Origin of the sequence: uncultured Pseudacidovorax sp. (assembly GCF_913773995.1) — a bacterium.
In the GTDB taxonomy this organism is placed as follows: Bacteria; Pseudomonadota; Gammaproteobacteria; order Burkholderiales; family Burkholderiaceae_C; genus Xenophilus.
The window spans coordinates 18,396-35,488 of sequence record NZ_CAJYES010000166.1 but is presented as its reverse complement, the minus strand read 5'-3'; the positions used below and the strand labels follow the sequence as shown (position 1 = coordinate 35,488).

The 17,093-nt window shown below is 69.0% G+C and carries 16 protein-coding genes; 4 read left to right on the top strand and 12 right to left on the bottom strand.

Annotation, left to right across the window (positions count from 1 at the left end; genetic code table 11):
- Window positions 1-153 precede the first annotated feature (153 nt).
- The 4 genes from QZ772_RS15565 to QZ772_RS15550 all read right to left on the bottom strand — a co-directional run bounded on the left by QZ772_RS15565 (window position 154) and on the right by QZ772_RS15550 (window position 4,355).
- Window positions 154-1,659 (bottom strand): ABC transporter ATP-binding protein, encoded by a 1,506-nt coding sequence (locus QZ772_RS15565; protein ID WP_295528040.1) that lies wholly within the window; start codon window positions 1,657-1,659, stop codon window positions 154-156.
- A gap of 118 nt (window positions 1,660-1,777) precedes the next feature.
- The gene (locus tag QZ772_RS15560; RefSeq protein WP_295528038.1) at window positions 1,778-2,875 is read right to left on the bottom strand and encodes a BMP family ABC transporter substrate-binding protein; all 1,098 of its coding nucleotides are present in this window, start codon (window positions 2,873-2,875) and stop codon (window positions 1,778-1,780) included.
- A 101-nt stretch (window positions 2,876-2,976) separates the two neighbouring features.
- Complete coding sequence (locus tag QZ772_RS15555) at window positions 2,977-3,363, bottom strand: VOC family protein (protein ID WP_295528036.1); 387 nt, start codon at window positions 3,361-3,363, stop codon at window positions 2,977-2,979.
- The gene (locus QZ772_RS15550; protein ID WP_295528034.1) at window positions 3,363-4,355 is read right to left on the bottom strand and encodes a 2-oxoglutarate and iron-dependent oxygenase domain-containing protein; all 993 of its coding nucleotides are present in this window, start codon (window positions 4,353-4,355) and stop codon (window positions 3,363-3,365) included. The genes QZ772_RS15555 and QZ772_RS15550 overlap by 1 nt, the downstream gene beginning before the upstream one ends.
- A 282-nt stretch (window positions 4,356-4,637) precedes the next feature.
- Between QZ772_RS15550 and rutR the strand changes: the two genes are divergently transcribed.
- On the top strand, window positions 4,638-5,387 hold the full coding sequence (gene rutR, locus QZ772_RS15545) for an HTH-type transcriptional regulator RutR (protein ID WP_295528031.1): 750 nt from the start codon (window positions 4,638-4,640) through the stop codon (window positions 5,385-5,387).
- 12 nt (window positions 5,388-5,399) lie between these two features.
- On the opposite strand, the gene rutF is transcribed toward rutR, so the two are convergent.
- The 5 genes from rutF to rutA are packed head-to-tail and all read right to left on the bottom strand — an operon-like array spanning window position 5,400 to window position 9,128.
- On the bottom strand, window positions 5,400-5,957 hold the full coding sequence (rutF, locus tag QZ772_RS15540) for an NADH-dependent FMN reductase RutF (protein WP_295528028.1): 558 nt from the start codon (window positions 5,955-5,957) through the stop codon (window positions 5,400-5,402).
- A 23-nt stretch (window positions 5,958-5,980) separates the two neighbouring features.
- A complete protein-coding gene (gene rutD / locus QZ772_RS15535; protein WP_295528026.1) occupies window positions 5,981-6,769 on the bottom strand; it encodes a pyrimidine utilization protein D in 789 nt (262 codons plus the stop codon).
- 8 nt (window positions 6,770-6,777) lie between these two features.
- Complete coding sequence (gene rutC, locus QZ772_RS15530; RefSeq protein WP_137946956.1) at window positions 6,778-7,170, bottom strand: pyrimidine utilization protein C; 393 nt, start codon at window positions 7,168-7,170, stop codon at window positions 6,778-6,780.
- Between the two features lie 31 nt (window positions 7,171-7,201).
- Window positions 7,202-7,993 carry a pyrimidine utilization protein B gene (gene rutB / locus QZ772_RS15525; RefSeq protein ID WP_295528022.1) on the bottom strand — a complete coding sequence of 264 codons (792 nt, stop codon included), beginning with the start codon at window positions 7,991-7,993 and terminating at the stop codon, window positions 7,202-7,204.
- A gap of 13 nt (window positions 7,994-8,006) precedes the next feature.
- Window positions 8,007-9,128: a pyrimidine utilization protein A gene (rutA, locus tag QZ772_RS15520; RefSeq protein ID WP_295528019.1), complete on the bottom strand. Its 1,122-nt coding sequence runs from the start codon at window positions 9,126-9,128 to the stop codon at window positions 8,007-8,009.
- Window positions 9,129-9,339: 211 nt separating this feature from the next.
- On the opposite strand from rutA, the gene QZ772_RS15515 reads away from it, so the two are divergent.
- The 3 genes from QZ772_RS15515 to QZ772_RS15505 all read left to right on the top strand — a co-directional run bounded on the left by QZ772_RS15515 (window position 9,340) and on the right by QZ772_RS15505 (window position 11,453).
- Complete coding sequence (locus QZ772_RS15515) at window positions 9,340-9,792, top strand: nuclear transport factor 2 family protein (protein ID WP_295528016.1); 453 nt, start codon at window positions 9,340-9,342, stop codon at window positions 9,790-9,792.
- A 14-nt stretch (window positions 9,793-9,806) separates the two neighbouring features.
- The gene (locus QZ772_RS15510; RefSeq protein WP_295528014.1) at window positions 9,807-10,781 is read left to right on the top strand and encodes an alpha/beta fold hydrolase; all 975 of its coding nucleotides are present in this window, start codon (window positions 9,807-9,809) and stop codon (window positions 10,779-10,781) included.
- Window positions 10,782-10,919: 138 nt separating this feature from the next.
- On the top strand, window positions 10,920-11,453 hold the full coding sequence (locus tag QZ772_RS15505) for a DUF2946 family protein (protein WP_295528012.1): 534 nt from the start codon (window positions 10,920-10,922) through the stop codon (window positions 11,451-11,453).
- Window positions 11,454-11,598: 145 nt separating this feature from the next.
- Here QZ772_RS15505 and QZ772_RS15500 read toward each other — a convergent pair whose 3' ends face one another.
- The 3 genes from QZ772_RS15500 to QZ772_RS15490 form a co-directional block, all read right to left on the bottom strand.
- On the bottom strand, window positions 11,599-12,243 hold the full coding sequence (locus QZ772_RS15500; protein ID WP_295528010.1) for a c-type cytochrome: 645 nt from the start codon (window positions 12,241-12,243) through the stop codon (window positions 11,599-11,601).
- Between the two features lie 192 nt (window positions 12,244-12,435).
- The gene (locus QZ772_RS15495) at window positions 12,436-13,914 is read right to left on the bottom strand and encodes an efflux transporter outer membrane subunit (protein ID WP_295528008.1); all 1,479 of its coding nucleotides are present in this window, start codon (window positions 13,912-13,914) and stop codon (window positions 12,436-12,438) included.
- The gene (locus QZ772_RS15490) at window positions 13,907-17,080 is read right to left on the bottom strand and encodes an efflux RND transporter permease subunit (protein ID WP_295528006.1); all 3,174 of its coding nucleotides are present in this window, start codon (window positions 17,078-17,080) and stop codon (window positions 13,907-13,909) included. Before QZ772_RS15490 ends, QZ772_RS15495 begins: the two co-directional genes overlap by 8 nt.
- Window positions 17,081-17,093 lie beyond the last annotated feature (13 nt).

Genomic DNA, 17,093 nt, shown 5'->3' with positions numbered 1-17,093 from the left:
GCCGAGATGGCCAGCCCGACGACCACCGCCAGCGCGAGGATCAGCGCCTGCCGGGGCAGGCCCATCTGCTGGCGCAACTCCAGCGTGTAGCGGCGCGCGAAGAGGGGCACGTGCTTCGCGCGTGCTTCCGCGGCGGTGGCGCCGAGCGCGGCATCAGTCATGGTTCACCATGGCTTGGCCGACCGCTTGGCGGTCGGCGGGTTGATCGAACTCGGCCACGATGCGTCCGCGGGCCATGACGCCCACGCGGTCGGCCAGCGCGAGGACCTCGTCCAGGTCCTCGCTGATGAGCAGCACTGCGGCGCCGGCATCGCGCGCGGCGCGCAGGCGCGCATGCACCTCGGCACCGGCGCGCACGTCCAGCCCGCGGCTGGGGCTGTGGGCCAGCACCAGGCGCGGCGCGCGGCCGAACTCGCGCGCCAGCACCAGCTTCTGCGCATTGCCGCCCGACAGCAGCGCGGCCTTCTGGTTCAGGTGGCGTACGCCCTGCACGTCGAAGGCCTGCACGGCCTCGCGGGCGTCGGCGGCCATGCGGGCGCGGTCCAGCCGCCAGGCGGGGCCGTAGCGGCCGGCCTGCACCTGGCCGATGCCGAAGTTCTCCACCACCGACAGGCCGCCCGCGAGCGCGAGGCCGTAGCGGTCGGCCGGGATGGCGGCGAAATGCGGCAGGCGGCCAGTCGCGGCCCCGCCTTCGCCTGCCAGCGCAATCGTGCCTTCCAGCCCCTCGGCCATGCCCATCAGCGCCTCGGCCAGTTCGCCCTGGCCATTGCCGCCGACGCCGGCCAGGCCGTAGATCTGGCCGGCGCGCAGGGTCAGGTCCACGCCGTCCAAAGCCTGCCGGCCGTTGGCGTGCAGGCGCAGGCCGCGGACGGTCAGCAGCGGCGTGCCGCCCATCGCGGGCTCCGTGGCCGCCGTGCTGGCCGCGACCGACTGGCCGACGGTCAGGCGCACCAGCTCTTCGATGGGTGTGGCCTTGGGGTCCACCGTGGCCACCGTACGGCCGCCGCGCATCACCGTCACGCGGTCGGCCCAGGTCTTCACGTCGGCCATCTTGTGCGTCACCAGCGCCACCGCGGCGCCCTGGCGCGACAGCGCATGCACCGTGGCCAGCAGGCGCTCGGCCTCCTGGTCGGTGAGCACGGCCGTGGGCTCGTCCAGGATCAGGATGCGCGCGCCCGCCAGCAGCACCTTGAGGATCTCCACGCGCTGCTGCTCGGCGATGGAAAGGCGCTCCACGCGCGCGCGCGGGTCGATGGCGAAGCCCAGCTCGGCCGCCCGTGCGGCGATCTCTTGCTCCAGCTGCACCATGCGCCGCCGGTGGCTGCCCTCGGCGTGCGCGAGCGGATGCCCCAGCAGGATGTTCTCGGCCACCGTGAACGGCCGCACCAGCTTGAAGTGCTGGTGCACCATGCCGATGTGCAGCGCCGCCGCCGCGCGCGGCCCTGCCAGCCGCACCGGGTTGTCGTCCACCAGCAGCTCGCCCTGCTCGGGCGCATACAGCCCGGCGGCGATGTTCATCAGCGAGGACTTGCCCGCGCCGTTCTCCCCCAGCAGCGCATGCACCTCACCCCAGCGCGCAGCAAATGACGCGTCCGTCAGGGCCTTGAACCCATCGAAGGACTTGTGAATGCCGACAAGGCGCAGAGCGTCAACAGTCATCAGCGTATGAAGAGAAAAGGGACCGCCGGCAGCCGCCGCGGAACTGGCTTCGCCAGGCCGCAGGTGGCGCCCCCGGATGGCGGTTGGCGGAGCGCAAAGCGCGGAGCCTGGGGGAGAGTCACTTCTGCGTGACCACGCCCTTGACGAACCAGTCCATCTTCCAGAGGTCCGCATCCGGCAGCACGGCGCCTGCGGCCACGCGCTCCTTGCCGTCGCGGTCCTTCAGCGGGCCGGCGTAGACCTGCTTGCCCTTCAGGATGGCTTCGCGCTCGGCCTGGATGACCTTGACTTTGTCGGCCGGCACCGCCGGGCCGAAGCCGGCGATGTCAGTGCCGCCACCACTCATCGGGATGAAGGCGCCATAGGGTTCGGGCTTCCAGTTGCCCGCGATGATCTTCTTGAGCTCGGGCACCAGAAAGCGGTCCCACACCCACACCGACGAGCACAGCGTGGCCTTGGGCGCGAACTGCCGCAGGTCGCGGTGGTGGCCGGTGCCGTACACGCCGCGCTCCTGCGCGACGATCTGCGGCGTGGGCGAATCGACGTGCTGGCCGATCACGTCGGCGCCCTGGTCGATCAGCGCGGTGGCGGCGGCGCGTTCCTTGACCGGATCGTTCCAGGTGCCGGTGTAGATCACGTTCACCGTGGCGTTGGGGTTCATCTTCTGCGCACCCAGCGCGAAGGCGTTGATGGTCCAGTTCACCACGCCGAAGGGGTTGGCGGCCACGAAGCCCAGCTTGCCCGTCTTGCTGGCCGCGCCGGCGGCCATGCCGCACAGGTACTGGCTCTCGTAGGTGCGGCCGTAGAAGGATTCGAGGTTCGGCCCGTTGGTGGTGCCCGAGCCGTTGAGGAAGGCCACCTTGGGGTACTTGGCCGCCAGGTCCTTCATGGCGTCGGACTGGCCGAAGGCCGTGCCGATCACGATGTTGGCGCCGCGCGAGATGAAGCGCTCGGCCGCCGGCTTGATGACCGAGGCGTCCTCGCCCACGTTCTCCACGAACTGGATCTTCTGGCCGAGGGCGGCCTCGATCTTCACGCGCGCCTCGTCGAAGGCCTGCGTCCAGCCACCGTCGTTCTTGGGGCCGTAGTACAGCATCGCGATGACGGGCTTGCCGCTCAGGCTGAAGCCGGCCTGGGCATGGGCGGTGCCGGCCGACAGCAGCACGGCGGCACCGGCCAGGGCCACGCTCATGCGGGGAAAGCGCTTGGACAACATGGAGACCTCCAGGAGGAAGGAAGAGGGGGAGAGGAAGGAAGCGGAAAGGTGAAAAAGCACGAACAGTGCCGCCCCGGCGCCGGCCGGGGGCGGCGGGCGCGTCACATCATGAAGTTGATGCGAAAGACGTTGTCCTCGGGGTCGAGCAGCACCGCCTGGTACCAGTTGTAGTAGGTGACGTAGGGCGCCTTGATGAGCGTGGCGCCGGCTTCCAGCGCAACGGGCACCATGCGCTCCACGTCCTCGCGGCTGTCGACGTCGATGTTGAGCAGGAACTTGACGCCCTTCGTGTCCGAGAACTCGGCCAGGTGCAGCAGCTCGTAGGCATCGAAGGCGTTGAAGCCCAGGCTGCTCTTGCCCGTGTCCAGCCCGCGGAAGATGGGCGAGCGGATGGCCTCGATCTCCGGGAAGCCGAAAACGCGCTGGTAGAAGCCGCTCAGGGCGACCACGTCCTTGGCGAAGACGTTGACGTAGGAAAGATGGGCCATCACTTGGTCCCGCCAAATGTTGTCTGCTTCACGAACTTGGACGTGAGGTGATCGCCAGAGGAGATGGGCGCGTACTTGGCCTTCTCGCCCGGTGCCAGGCAGGTGGGCAGGCACTCGACCATGGCGTCGTAGTTGGGCTGGTGGAAGAACACCAGCGACTGCCGGCGGTTGGTCTGCGCCACCTCGAAGGGCGGGTTGACCACGCGGTGCATGGTGGAGACCCACTGGTCGTTGGTCCACTGCATCATCAGGTCGGCGATGTTGACCACCAGGCCGCCTTCGACCAGCGGCACGTCTACCCATTCGCCGGCCTTGTTCTGCACCTGCAGGCCCTTGTCGTCGGGCAGCACGATGGTCAGGCTGCCGTAGTCGCTGTGCGCGCCGGCGCGCAGCTGGCCGGGCAGCGGTGCCTCGCGCTGGGGCGGGTACGACAGCACGCGGAACATGCTGATGTGCTTGTCGATCTTGTCGTCGAAGTAGGTCTCGGGCAGTTCGAGCGCCAGCGCGAAGATGCGCATGAGCGAGCGCGAGAGATCGCTCATGGCCTCGAAGTACTGCTCGTAGGCCTCGCGGAAGCCGTCGATGGGCGGCCAGCTGTTGGGCTCGAAGTGCGGGCCGGCGGCCGGGCCGCGGTGGTAGTCGTCATCGGGCACGTTGGAAGGGCCGATGGAGAAGGACTCCTTCAGGTCGCCGGGCGAGGCCTCTTCGAGGCTGTACGACAGGCCTTCTTCGCCGACCGCGCTGTAGCCGCGCACTGCGTCGTCGCGCGGGCGGTCCACCTTGCGCTTTTCCCCCAGCGGCATGTCGAAGAACTGCCGCGACAGCGCCGAGACGCGAGCGATGAGTGCCGGGTCGATGCCGTGGTGCGTGATCACCAGGAAGCCAATGCTGCGACAGGCCTCGTCCACCTGGCGGGCCAGCGCGGCCTTCTCCGCCGCAGTGCCCGAGAAGTAGGGCGCGAGGTCGATGATGGGAACGGTCATCAGGGTCATGGGGCGTCTCGATGCGCGTAAGAGGTACTGCAGAGCCCGTTTGCAACGACCGTGCCAGTTGGACCAAATGGACAAACGCCTGCCGGGCTGCGTACGATGCGCCGCATGCACGCCATTCGGCCGTGCTGCGGTGTCTTGGTGCAGGTCAAGACAGATGAGCGGTGCGCGAAGCCCGTTGCTGGTGCGTGCAGGCTGGTACGCGATTCGCAATGGCCGGTACAGGCGGGCCGTTGCCGACCCCAACGACACACGCCAACAACAATGAAAGGAAAGGGAAGCCCCATGGCCAGACCACCCGCGGCGAAGAAGAAGGCGCCGGCCGAGGTGCGCAAGCGCAAAGCAGAACCCGTGGGCACGAAGGCGGCGCCCGCAGCCGGCAAGCGGGCCGCGCGCCGGCCGCGACAGTCGGAAGACAAGCGCAGCGTGATCCTGTCGGCCGCGCTCGGCCTGTTCTCTCGCTATGGCCTGCACGGCACCAGCGTGGACCAGGTGGCCGCACGCGCCGATGTCTCCAAGAGCAACCTGCTCTATTACTTCGCCAACAAGGAAGAGCTGTATGTGAGCGTGCTGCGCGAGTTGCTGCACGTGTGGCTCGAACCGCTGCGTGGCTTCAGCGCCGAGCAGGACCCGCGCGAAGCCATCGCCAGCTACATCCGTCGCAAGCTGGTGATCTCGCGCGACCAGCCCGATGCCTCACGCCTGTTCTGCCTGGAGATGATCCAGGGCGCGCCGCTGCTGCGCGAAGAACTGGCGCTGGAACTGCGCACGCTGGTGGGGCGCAAGTCGGAGGTGATCGGCGAATGGGTGCGCTCGGGGCGGCTGCGGCCGGTGGCGCCGCATCACCTGATCTTCGGCCTCTGGGCGTTGACGCAGCACTACGCCGACTTCGCGGTGCAGGTGCAGGCCATCGCCGGTCGCACGCTGCAGGATGCGGCTTTCTTCGAGGAGACCGTGGATAACGTGCAGCGCCTGGTGCTGGATGGAATCAGTGCGCCCACAGCCGAGGCCATGGCAGCGCCGCTGGCCGCTTGAGGCCGCGTCTGCTCAGTGCGCTGCGGCTTGCGGCAGCAGGTCGTGGTAGCGGCGATCGAAGTACACCATGCCATGGGCGGCGTTGCCCATGCGCACCGCATCCACTTCGCAGAACAGCACGTCGTGCGTCCCCACCTCGGTGCGATTGACCACACGGCATTCGAAGGCCGCCGCGGCCTCGGCCAGCACCGGCACGCCGCTGCGGCTGGCATGCCACTCGGCCGCGGCGAAGCGCTCGGCCATGGGCGTCTTGCCACCGAAAAGGTTGGACAGCTGCTGCTGGCCGGCGCCCAGCACGTTCACGCACAGCACGCCGTTGGCCTGGAAGATGGGATACACCGAGGCGCTGCGGTTCAGGCACACGAGCAGCGTAGGTGGCTCGTCGGTCACGCTGCACACGGCCGAGGCGGTGAAGCCCGCACGCCCCGCGGGACCATCGGTGGTGATGACGTTCACGGCCGCACCCAGGCGGGCCATGGCATTGCGGTAGTCGCCTCGTTCGGGCGGCGTGGCGGCCAGGGCCTGCAGGGCCGCGGCGGCGGTAGGAGCGGGGGCGGTGGACATCATCATCGGAAGCCGGAAGAGAAGAGGGTTCAGTCCTGACGCGACAGGAAGCCGAGCAGCGCTGCGTTGAAAGCCGCAGGATCGGTCACGCTGTGCGCATGGCCGCCGTGCGGACTGCGATCGAAGAGGGCCTGGGGCAGGCCCTCGGCCAGGCGCTGTGACATCGTCCAGGGCACCAGCACGTCGTCCTGTGCGCAGGCGACCAGCGTGGGCACGGCGATCTCGGACAGACGCGCGTCGACGTCGAAGGCGCGCAGGGCGCCGATGCGTGCGCGCATGTTGGCCTCGCCGGGGAAGTGCGCGAAGGCATGGTCCACCTCGGCCTGCACTTCGGCTGCATGGGCCGCGGCCCAGTCGGCGGGGTACAGGAAGATGGGCTGCGCTTCCACATAGGCGCGCGGCCCGCAGGCGCCCAGCAGCGACAGGCGGGCGTCGAAGCAGCGGGCCGAGTGCGGATTGGGCCGCGACCAGGCATTGACCAGGACCAGGCTGGCCACGCGCGCGGGCGCATCCAGCGCCAGTTGCAGGCCCACCAGGCCGCCCAGGGCATGGCCCACCAGATGGCAGCGTTCGGTGCCGGTGGCGTCCATCACCTCGGCCACGTCGTGGGCCATGTCGGCGATGCCGTATTGCGCAGGCAGGTCCGCCGGGCTGCGGCCGGTACCGCGCTGGTCGTAGGCCACCACGCGCCAGCCGGCCTTGACCAGCGCCGGGATCTGCGGCTTCCAGAAGCCGGCCGAGCCGCCCAGGCCCGAGGACAGCAGCACGCTGGGCGTGCCGGGGCGGCCTTCGCCGTGCACCTCGTGGTACAGCGCCATGGCGCGCCTCAGGCCTTCTTGCCCACGTGGGCGATGGAGGCGATCTCCACCAGCGCGTCGGGCTTCACCAGCCCGCACTGGATGCAGTAGCGCGCGGGCTTGGTGCCCGGGAAGTACTCGGCATACACCGCGTTGACCTTGGCGTAGTTGGCCCAGTCGGTGATGAAGATCATGTTGAAGGTGACGTCGTCCATCGTGCCGCCAGCGGCCTCGATGACGCCCTTGATGGTCTCCAGCACATGGCGGGTCTGCGCGGTGGCATCGCCGACGTGCACCACGTTGTTGTCCTTGTCGAAGGGCAGGGTGCCCGAGACGTAGACGACCCCGTCGGCCAGCGTGCCGGGCACGAAGGGCGCGATGGGGGTGCTGGTGCCGGGAGGGATGATGGCTTCCTTGGGCATGAAGGGACTCCAGAGTGGGATGAATGAAGGATCAGGCCGTGGCGGCTTCGGTGGCGGCCGGTGTGGCAGCGGTGGCGGGTGCGAGGGCCTGACAGAAGGCGTCCACCGTCGACACCCAGCCGAAGAAGGTCTCGACGTTGTAGACCGTGGCCTGCTGGATCGCGGCGCCGCCCAGCTCGTGCGTGGCGTCCTCCAGCATCAGCGCGAAGTACTCCAGGTGGAAGGCGTCGCGCAGCGACGATTCCACGCACACGTTGGTGGCGATGCCGGTGAACACCAGGCTGCGGATGCCGCGGGCGCGCAGGCTGCTGTCCAGCGTGCTGTTGAAGAAGCCGCTGTAGCGGGTCTTCGGAATCACGATGTCGCCGGGCTGCGGCTTCATCGCCTCGATGAGTTCGTAGTCCCAGCCGCCCTTGGCCAGGAAGCGGCCCTGCAGTTCGGGCTTGGCACGCATGGTCTTGAGCGCGTTGGACTTGTGCCAGTTGGGCGAGCCGGGGCCACCGGCTTCCACATACTTCGCGTCCCAGCCGTTCTGCAGGAAGACGATGAGCATGCCGGCGGCGCGCGCTGCCTCGATGGCACGCACGATGCCGGCGATGGTGCCCTGCGCGCCCGAGATGTCGAAGCCGGCCGAGTCCACGTAGCCGCCCAGCGAGGCGTAGGCGTTCTGCATGTCGACCACGATCAGCGCAGTCTGGGTGGGCACGAGGGCCAGGGGTTCGGGCCGCGAGGGAATCACCGTCGGTGCCGGTGCGCCGGGCGCCTGGGGCGGCCCGACCGGTGTGGTCGAGCGCAGGGTGGCGTTGGTCTTGGTGCTGCTCATGGGCGTTGCTCCGTCACGCCGCCAGCGCCTCGGGCGCGCCCACCTGCGAGGGCACGGGCGTGTCCACGTCCACGCGGCTCTTCATCAGCGGCTGGATGCGCTGGCCGAAATCCTCCACGCCCTGCACGAAGTCGTCGAAGGTGAGCAGCACGCCCTCGGTGCCGGGCACCTCGGCCATCTCGTCGAGCATGCGGGCCACGCTCGCGTAGGAGCCCACCAGCGTGCCCATGTTGATGTTCACTGCCGAGGGCGAGGTGGCATCGGTCATCTGGCGCACGTTGGTGTCGCCGCCCGATTTGGTGTCGGCCGCGCCCTGCTGCGCCATCCAGGCGATGGCGTCGGTGTCGGCGCCGGCCTTGTAGTGCTCCCACTTGGCGAAGGCGGCTTCGTCGGTCTCGGCGGCGATCACCATGATGAGCACGTAGGTGGTCACGTGGCGGCCGGTCTTGGCGGTGGCCTCGATCAGCTTCTGCGCCGCCGGCGCGAAGGCCTTGGGCGTGTTCACGCCCTTGCCGAAGCAGAAGTTGTAGTCGGCGTACTTGGCCGAGAAGGCCATGCCGGCATCGCTCTGGCCGGCGCAGATCACCTTCATGGGCGCCTGCGGCTGCGGGCTCAGGCGGCAGTCGTCCATCTTGAAGTGGGTGCCCTTGAAGTCCGACTGACCCTTGCCCCACAGGTCGCGCAGCACCTGGATGTACTCGGACAGGTATTCGTAGCGGGTGGCGAAGAACTCGTCGCCGGGCCACATGCCCATCTGCGAATACTCGGGCCGCTGCCAGCCGGTCACCAGGTTCAGGCCGAAGCGGCCGTTCGAGATGCTGTCGATGGTCGAGGCCATGCGTGCCACGATGGCCGGCGGCATCACCAGCGAGGCGGCGGTGGCGAAGAGCTTGATCTTGGTCGTGACGGCCGCCAGGCCCGACATCAGCGTGAAGGACTCCAGGTTGTGGTCCCAGAACTCCGTCTTTCCGCCGAAGCCGCGCAGCTTGATCATGGACAGCGCGAAGTCCAGGCCGTACTGCTCGGCCTTGAGCGTGATGGTCTTGTTCAGCTCGAAACTGGGCTTGTACTGCGGCGCGTTCTGCGACAGCAGCCAGCCGTTGTTGCCGATGGGGATGAAGACGCCGACTTTCATGTGGGTGGACTCCAGGATGGGATCGCCGGCGGGTTTGCATGCGCTGTGCCAATGCCACTTTCCTGTTCCACATCAAGGACTTGATTAAAAAATGCCCGGCATTTTTTGACCAAATGGTCCAAAACGGTTCGCGGCATCGGACGCGTGCGCGGCAAGGTGGTGCGCCGCATGCCGGGCGCGGTGCGTGCGGGGCGGCAGAATCGCGGCTGCCATGCCCAGCAAAACCCGATACCCCGCCGCCCTGGGCGGCACCGCCGACGACCTGGAAGCCGCCTTCTACGACGCGCTGCAACGCGGCGACGTCGATGCGTTGATGGCCTGCTGGGCCGACGAGGAGGACGTGTTCTGCGTGCACCCCGGCGGGCCCCGCCTGGTGGGGGTGGCGGCAATCCGCAGCGCGTTCGAGCAGATGTTCGCCAACGGCGGTGCCGTGCATGCGCGGCCTTCGCATGTGCGCCGCGTCGAAGCCCTGGGCACCAGCGTGCACAACGTGCTCGAGCGCATCGAGGTGCTCACCGCCGAAGGTCCGCGCCATGCCTTCGTGCTGGCCACCAACGTCTACCTGAAAACCGAGATGGGCTGGCGACTGGTGGCGCACCATGCCAGCCCCGGCACATCACGCGAACCCGATGAGGCGCCGCAGACCCCGGGTTTGCTTCACTGAGGGCGCCGCGCACCGTGCAGGCCTTCGTCGCGCCCCGCTGGCTGCCGGGCGGCAATGCGCAGACCATCTGGCCCGCCCTGTTCGGCCGCCGCTATGTGGGCGCCGCCCCGGTCTACCGCCGCGAGCGCTGGAACGCGCCGGACGGTGATTTCGTGGATGTGGACTTCCAGGACGCGGCCGATACGGCCGCGGCGCCGCTGCTGGTGCTCTTCCACGGCCTCGAAGGCTCGTCGCGCAGCCACTATGCCGAGGCGTTGGCGGCGGTGGCGCGCGAGCGTGGCCTCGGGTTCGCGGTGCCGCATTTCCGCGGCTGCAGCGGTGAGCTGAACCTTGGCCCGCGGGCCTACCACTCGGGCGACCATGAAGAGGTGGGCTGGGTGCTGGCGCGTCTGCGCGAACGCAGCCCGGCCGGCGTGCTGGCCGTCGGCGTCTCGTTGGGTGGCAATGCGCTGCTGCGCTGGGCCGAGGAGGCCGGCGACAGCGCGGCGGCTGTGGTGCAGGCCGTGGCCGGCGTGAGCGCGCCGCTGGACCTGGCCGCCGGCGCCGATGCCATCGGACGCGGCTTCAACCGGCTGGTGTACGAGCGCATGTTCCTCTCGACCATGAAGCCCAAGGCGCTGGCTAAGCTGACGCAGCATCCCGGCCTCTTCGATGCCGACCGACTGCGCGCCGCGCGCCGTCTGCGCGACTTCGACGACCTGTTCACTGCGCCCCTGCACGGCTTCAAGGATGCGGCGGACTACTACGCCCGCGCGGCCGCCGGGCCGCGGCTGGGCGACATCCGCATCCCTGCGCTGGTGCTCAATGCCCGCAACGACCCGTTCGTGCCCGGTGAGAGCCTGCCGGTGCCAGAACGGGTGACCAATCCATGCGTGACCCTCTGGCAGCCGCGGCATGGCGGCCATGTCGGTTTTCCGCAGGGGGTGTGGCCGGGGCATGTGCAGACGATGCCGCAGGCCGTGGTGGACTGGCTGCGGGCGCATCGCTGACCTCTCGCGGGTGCACGACGCCGGCTCCCGTCGGCTGCCAGTCCGACCTTCAGCCTCGATACCGCTGTCGGCCTCGGCTCACCCGCGATGGCGGCATGGGCGACACCGCATGGCAACTTCGGCGCGGACAATGCCGACATGGATGACATCGTCAAACAGGCACTGGCCAAGTGGCCCAATGTGCCCCACTGCTACGGTTGGCTGGGCCTCGATGCACGCGGCCAGTGGTACATGCGCGACGACCCCACGCAGGCGGCCGGCCCCTTTCCCCAAAGCAAGGGCTCGCTGCTGCGGCACGACAAGCTGATCGACTTCATCCAGCGCAACTATGAGCCGGACGCCCAGGGCCAGTGGTTCTTCCAGAATGGGCCGCAGCGGGTGTACGTGGAACTGGAGGCCGCGCCGCTGGTGTGGCGCCTGACGGACGACTTCTCGTTCCAGGCGCACACCGGACTGGCGGGTGAATTGCAGCGCGTGCTGCTGGATGCGGAAGGGCGGCTCTATGTCGAAGCATCGGCCGGCCTGGGCATCGTCCATTCGCAGGACATGGGCCTGGCGGCCGATGCGCTCGAGCAGGGCGTCTGGCCAGCGCCTGAAGAGGTGCCGGCGGCCGACCTGCCGACGCGTTTCGGCTTCGTCCGCAGCCCGGCAGCGGCCCGAAGGACGGCTTGACGGGCGGCGAGCAGGCGCAGAGAGACGCGCCTTGCGCCTGAGCACAGGCGCAGGCCCATCGCCGCGGCTGTTGCGCCATAAACGAAAAAGCCGGCGGATGCCGGCTTTCGAGGAGGTCCGAAGGCCCGGGGCGGGTGTGCGCTCTTTATTGTTTGGCCGGCATCGCGCCTGATGCTGCAGGGGCTGCTGCGGACGTGGCCGATGCATCGCCCGCCGGAGCTGCAGCGGCCGCAGCGGCCGGCGCAGCAGGCTCCTCGAACTTGGCGCCGCCCGAGTTGGCCATGTAGGCCGCAGCACGGCTGATCTCCACGTCGCTGAAGTCGCCACCACCTTGGGGCGGCATGGCGCCCTTGCCCTTGAGCGCATGCTCGGTCAGGGTGGCCAGGCCCTGGCCGATGCGTGGGCCCCAGGCCGCGGCATCGCCGAAGTGGGGAGCGCCCGGAATGCCGGGGCTGCCGTGGCAGGCCGCGCATTGGGTCTTGAAGACGGTCTCGCCGTTGGCGAGGGGGCGGTTGGCGTCGCGGATCTCGACCATGCCCACCTTGCGGATGCGCTCGGCGACGTCGCGGTCGCGGGCGTCCTGGCTGACGCCGTAGAGGTTCATGTTGTCGCCGGTGGCCGCACCGGAGGGCTTGAGCCCGGACACCACGAAGAAGACCAGCCCCGCAATGATGAGGATGGGGGCCACGAAGCCGAAGAGGACCGCGAGCATCAGCTGCTTGGGATTCTTGATCGGGCCCGTATGCGCCTCTTCGGTGGCCGGAGCCGGGTTTTGCGCGCTCTCGCTCATCGCTGTCCTCGGTATCGGGGGCTATTGGAAAACAGCGTTCGATTATAGGGACGGGGGGTGTGCGGACGGGCTCCGGCTGACCCGGGATAACCCCCGCACACCCCCCGAAAGAAGGACTCCTGACGCAGATCAGCGAACGGCTCGCAGGCCGCCACTGAACCTGGCGTCCGTCCTGGCCAGAGATGCGCCAGCCTACTGGGCGCCGGCCTGCTGCGTGCTGCTGGTCCAGCCGCCGCCCAGCGTCTTGTACAGAGTGACCTGGTTCTGCAGCAGCGTCAGCTGGGTCTGCACCGCCGTCTGGCGGGCCGTGAACTGCGAGCGCTGCGCATCCAGCAGGTCGAGTGCGCTGGCCACGCCGTTGCGGTAGCGCAGGTCCGACAGGCGCAGGCGGGTGCCCTCGGCGTCGGCCTGGGCACGCGCGGCGCGGGCCTGCTCGCCCAGCGTCTCGCGGCCGGCGAGGGCGTCGGCCACCTCGCGGAAGGCCGTCTGGATCGTCTTCTCGTACTGGGCGACGGCAATGTCGCGGCTGACGCGCGCCGAAGCGAGGTTGGCCGAGTTGGCGCCGGCTGTGAAGATCGGCAGCGTCAGGCTGGGCGCGAAGCTCCAGGCCCGCGTGCCGTCGCCGTTCCAGAGGTTCGAGAAGTCGGAGCTCACCGTGCCGATGGAGGTGGTCAGCGCGATACGCGGGAAGAAGGCGGCCCGCGCCGCGCCGATGTTGGCGTTGGCCGCGATCAGCTGCTGCTCGGCCGCCCGGATGTCCGGCCGTTCGGTCAACAGGTCCGAGGGCAGGCCGGCCGGCACGTCGGGCATGGCGCGCACGCTGGCCAGGCCGCCGTTGTCGCCGGCCAGGCCTTCGAGTGCGCTCGCGGGCACAGGCGCGCCCAGCAGCAGCGCCAGCGCGTTCTCGTCCTGGCGGCGCAGGCGGATCTGCTGCGCGTAGGTGGCGCGGGCGCTCTCGGCCAGCGACACGGCGGACTGGTAGTCCAGCTCGGAGGCCACGCCGTTGTCGAAGCGCAGCTTGGTCAGCTTGAGCGTCTCTTCTCGGGTGGCCAGCGTCTGGCGGGTGATCGCCAGCAGTTCCTCGTCCGCGGCCAGCGTGAGCCAGCCGTTGGCCACCTGGGCGATCAGGCTGATCTGGGTGGCGCGGCGCGACTCCTCGGTGGCCAGCGCGCGGGCCTGCGCGGCGGCGCTCAGGCTCTGGATGCGGCCGAAGAAATCGATCTCCCAGGCCGTCACGCCCAGGCCCACCGAATAGCTCGACGACACCTTGGGCGCCGACGAGCTGTAGGCGCGGGCCGAGTTCGGCTCGGAGCGCGAGCCCGTGGTGCTCAGGCCCACGGTCGGGAAGAGCGCCGCGCGCTGCACGTCGAACTGGGCGCGGGCCTGCTCGATGTTGAGCACAGCCACGCGCAGGTCGCGGTTGTTGTCGAGCGCGGTCTGGATCAGCCCCGACAGCCGCGGATCGGAGAAGAAGGCCTGCCAGGGCACGTCCACCGCCGCCTTGGTGCCGGCCGGCTGGGCCGGGTCGCCAGGGAAGGTCGTCGGCACCGGCGCGGCCGGCCGTTCATAGGTGGGGATCAGCGAGCAGCCGCTCATCAGCAGCGCGGCGGCCAGCGCCAGAGGCGCCAGGGGCCCGAAGGGCAGCGTCATCATCGTCTTGGACTCAGCCATGGTTGTCGGCTCCGGATTCTTCCTGAATGCCCGCTTCCTGGGCATGGCGCTTGTTCATTTCCTGCTGGCGCTTGCTGCCCTTGAAGATCGAGCGCACCACCACGAAGAAGATGGGCACGAAGAACACGGCCAGCGCCGTGCCCGTGAGCATGCCACCCAGCACCCCGGTGCCGATGGCGCGCTGGCTGGCCGAGCCCGCGCCCGAGGCCAGCACCAGCGGCACCACGCCCAGGCCGAAGGCCAGCGAGGTCATCACGATCGGGCGGAAGCGCAGGTGGGCGGCTTCGAGCGCGGCAGCGATGGCGCTCTTGCCCTGCGCCTGCAGGTCCTTGGCGAACTCGATGATCAGGATGGCGTTCTTCGCCGACAGGCCGATGATGGTGATCAGGCCCACCTGGAAGTACACGTCGTTCGAGTAGCCGCGCAGCAGCGTGGCCAGCAGCACGCCCAGCACGCCCAGCGGCACCACCAGGATGACTGACAGCGGGATCGACCAGCTCTCGTACAGCGCCGCCAAGCACAGGAACACCGCCAGGATGGCGAAGCCATACAGGATGATGGCCTGCGAGCCGGCGAGCTTTTCTTCGCGCGACTGGCCCGTCCATTCGAAGCCGAAGCCCGCGGGCAGCTGGCCGGCCAGCTTCTCCATCTCGGCCATGGCGGCGCCCGAGCTGTAGCCGGGCGCGGCCTCGCCGCTGATGCGCATCGCGGGGTAGCCGTTGTAGCGCACCGTCTGCTGCGCGCCCTTGATCCAGCGCGTGGTCGCGAAGGAGGCGAAGGGCACCGGCTGGCCTTGCGTGTTGGACGCGTTCAGGCGCAGCAGGTCCTCGGGCTGCATGCGGGCCGGGGCATCGGCCTGCACCACCACGCGCTGCAGCCGGCCGCGGTTCGGGAAGTCGTTGATGTAGCTCGAACCCAGCGCCGTCGACAGCGCGGTGTTGATGGCATCGAAGCCCACGCCCAGGGCCTGAGCCTTGTCGCGGTCGATGTCGATCTGCAGCTGCGGCGCGTCCTCCAGGCCGTCGGGACGGATGGCGGTGAGCACAGGGCTCTTCATGGCCATGCCCAGCAGCTGGTTGCGTGCATTGACCAGCGCGTCATGGCCCTGGCCCGAGCGGTCCTGCAGCCGGAAGCTAAAGCCGCTGGCCGAGCCCAGTTCAGGGATCGGCGGCGGGTTGAGCGGGTAGATGAAAGCGTCGCGCACACCCGACAGCGCACCGAAGGCCCGGCCGGCCAGCGCGGAGGCCGAGTTGGCCTCGCCCTCGCGCTCCTTCCAGTCCTTGAGCGTGACGAAGGCGATGCCCGCGTTCTGGCCCTGGCCCGAGAAGCTGAAGCCCAGCACGCCCACGATGCTCTGCACCTGCGGCTGCTTGAGCATGAAGTTCTCGACCTTCTCCATCACCGCCTCGGTGCGCTCCAGCGTGGCTCCCGGCGGCAGCTGCACGTTCACCAGGATGTTGCCCTGGTCTTCCTGTGGCAGGAAGGAGGTGGGCAGGCGCGAGTACACGAACACCACGCCGCCGATGATGGCCAGGTAGATGATCAGGTAGCGCGCGGCGCGGCGCAGCAGGCGCGACACGAAGCCCTCGTAGCCCTTGGCGGTGCGCGAGAAGCCGCGGTTGAACCAGCCGAAGAAGCCGCGCTTCTCGTGATGGTGACCGGCCTCGACCGGCTTGAGCAGCGTGGCGCACAGCGCCGGCGTGAGCGACAGCGCCATGAAGGCCGAGAAGGCGATCGAGGCCACCATCACCGCCGAGAACTGGCGGTAGATGTTGCCCGTCGAGCCGGCGAAGAAGGCCAGCGGCACGAACACCGAGATCAGCACCACCGTCACGCCGATGATGGCGCCCGAAATCTGCTGCATCGCCTTGCGCGTGGCCTGCAGCGGCGGCAGGCCTTCCTCGCTCATGATGCGCTCGACGTTCTCCACCACCACGATGGCGTCGTCCACCACGATGCCGATCACCAGCACCATGCCGAACATGGTCAGCACGTTGATCGAGAAGCCCAGGGCCAGCAGCGTGGCGAAGGTGCCCAGCAGCGCCACCGGCACCACCAGCGTCGGAATGAGCGTGTAGCGCCAGTTCTGCAGGAACAGGAACATCACCAGGAACACCAGCACCACGGCCTCGACCAGGGTCTCGACCACCTGGCTGATGGAGATGCTGATGAAGGCCGAGCTGTCGTAGGGAATGGAGTAGCTCACGCCCTGCGGGAAGTAGCGCTTGAGTTCGTCCATCTTGGCGCGTACGGCCTTGGCGGCCTGCAGCGCGTTGCCCGAGGGCGAGAGCTGCACGCCCAGGCCCACGGCCGGCTTGCCGTTCAGGCGGGCCGAGGTCGAGTAGCTCTGACCGCCGATCTCGATGCGGGCCACGTCCTTGAGCCGCACGGTCGAGCCGTCGGCATTGGCGCGCAGCACGATGTTGCCGAACTGCGCCACCGACGACAGCTGGCCCTTGACCACCACCGTGGCCGCGATGGCCTGGCCGGTGACGTTGGGCAGGTCGCCGATGGTGCCGGAGGCCACTTGGGCGTTCTGGTTGCGGATGGCGGTGTTGACGTCGCTGGCACTCAGGTTCAGGCCCTGTAGCTTGGCGGGGTCGATCCAGATGCGCATCGCCGTCTCGCTGCCGAACAGCTGCACCTGGCCGATGCCGGGCACGCGCTGCAGTTCGGGCTGGATGTTGCGCGCGGCGTAGTCGCCCAGCTGCGTGGTGTCCACGGCCGGGTTGGTCGACGACAGCATCGTGAACAGCAGGAAGTTGTTGCGCGACTTGTCCACGCGCACGCCCTGCTGGGTCACCGCCTGCGGCAGGCGCGGCGTCGCACGCGACAGCCGGTTCTGCACGTCCACCTGCGCCAGGTCGGCATTGGTGCCGGGCTCGAAGGTCACGGTGATCGTGCCGGTGCCGTCCGCCTGCGCGACCGACTCCATGTAGATCAGGCCGGGCGAGCCGTTCATCTCGCGCTCGATGACGGCCAGCACGCTGTCTTCCAGCGTCTGGGCCGAGGCGCCGGGATAGGCGGTGCTGATGACGATGGCCGGCGGGGCCACCGGCGGGTACTGGGCGATCGGCAGCTGCGTGATCGCCACGCCGCCCATCACCAGGATGAACAGAGCGATCACCCACGCAAAGATGGGGCGATCGATGAAGAACTTGGCCATAGAAGTGCTCGCG

What these genes read in the sequence shown, in the direction of transcription:
- rutA (WP_295528019.1), bottom strand. Translation starts at nt 9,128, where the DNA reads ATGAAAGTCGGCGTCTTCATCCCCATCGGCAACAACGGCTGGCTGCTG.
- QZ772_RS15555 (WP_295528036.1), bottom strand. Translation starts at nt 3,363, where the DNA reads ATGGCCCATCTTTCCTACGTCAACGTCTTCGCCAAGGACGTGGTCGCC.
- QZ772_RS15550 (WP_295528034.1), bottom strand. Translation starts at nt 4,355, where the DNA reads ATGACCCTGATGACCGTTCCCATCATCGACCTCGCGCCCTACTTCTCG.
- QZ772_RS15500 (WP_295528010.1), bottom strand. Translation starts at nt 12,243, where the DNA reads ATGAGCGAGAGCGCGCAAAACCCGGCTCCGGCCACCGAAGAGGCGCAT.
- QZ772_RS15495 (WP_295528008.1), bottom strand. Translation starts at nt 13,914, where the DNA reads ATGGCTGAGTCCAAGACGATGATGACGCTGCCCTTCGGGCCCCTGGCG.
- rutR (WP_295528031.1), top strand. Translation starts at nt 4,638, where the DNA reads ATGGCCAGACCACCCGCGGCGAAGAAGAAGGCGCCGGCCGAGGTGCGC.
- QZ772_RS15515 (WP_295528016.1), top strand. Translation starts at nt 9,340, where the DNA reads ATGCCCAGCAAAACCCGATACCCCGCCGCCCTGGGCGGCACCGCCGAC.
- rutF (WP_295528028.1), bottom strand. Translation starts at nt 5,957, where the DNA reads ATGATGATGTCCACCGCCCCCGCTCCTACCGCCGCCGCGGCCCTGCAG.
- rutD (WP_295528026.1), bottom strand. Translation starts at nt 6,769, where the DNA reads ATGGCGCTGTACCACGAGGTGCACGGCGAAGGCCGCCCCGGCACGCCC.
- QZ772_RS15490 (WP_295528006.1), bottom strand. Translation starts at nt 17,080, where the DNA reads ATGGCCAAGTTCTTCATCGATCGCCCCATCTTTGCGTGGGTGATCGCT.
- QZ772_RS15565 (WP_295528040.1), bottom strand. Translation starts at nt 1,659, where the DNA reads ATGACTGTTGACGCTCTGCGCCTTGTCGGCATTCACAAGTCCTTCGAT.
- rutB (WP_295528022.1), bottom strand. Translation starts at nt 7,993, where the DNA reads ATGAGCAGCACCAAGACCAACGCCACCCTGCGCTCGACCACACCGGTC.
- rutC (WP_137946956.1), bottom strand. Translation starts at nt 7,170, where the DNA reads ATGCCCAAGGAAGCCATCATCCCTCCCGGCACCAGCACCCCCATCGCG.
- QZ772_RS15560 (WP_295528038.1), bottom strand. Translation starts at nt 2,875, where the DNA reads ATGTTGTCCAAGCGCTTTCCCCGCATGAGCGTGGCCCTGGCCGGTGCC.
- QZ772_RS15505 (WP_295528012.1), top strand. Translation starts at nt 10,920, where the DNA reads ATGGATGACATCGTCAAACAGGCACTGGCCAAGTGGCCCAATGTGCCC.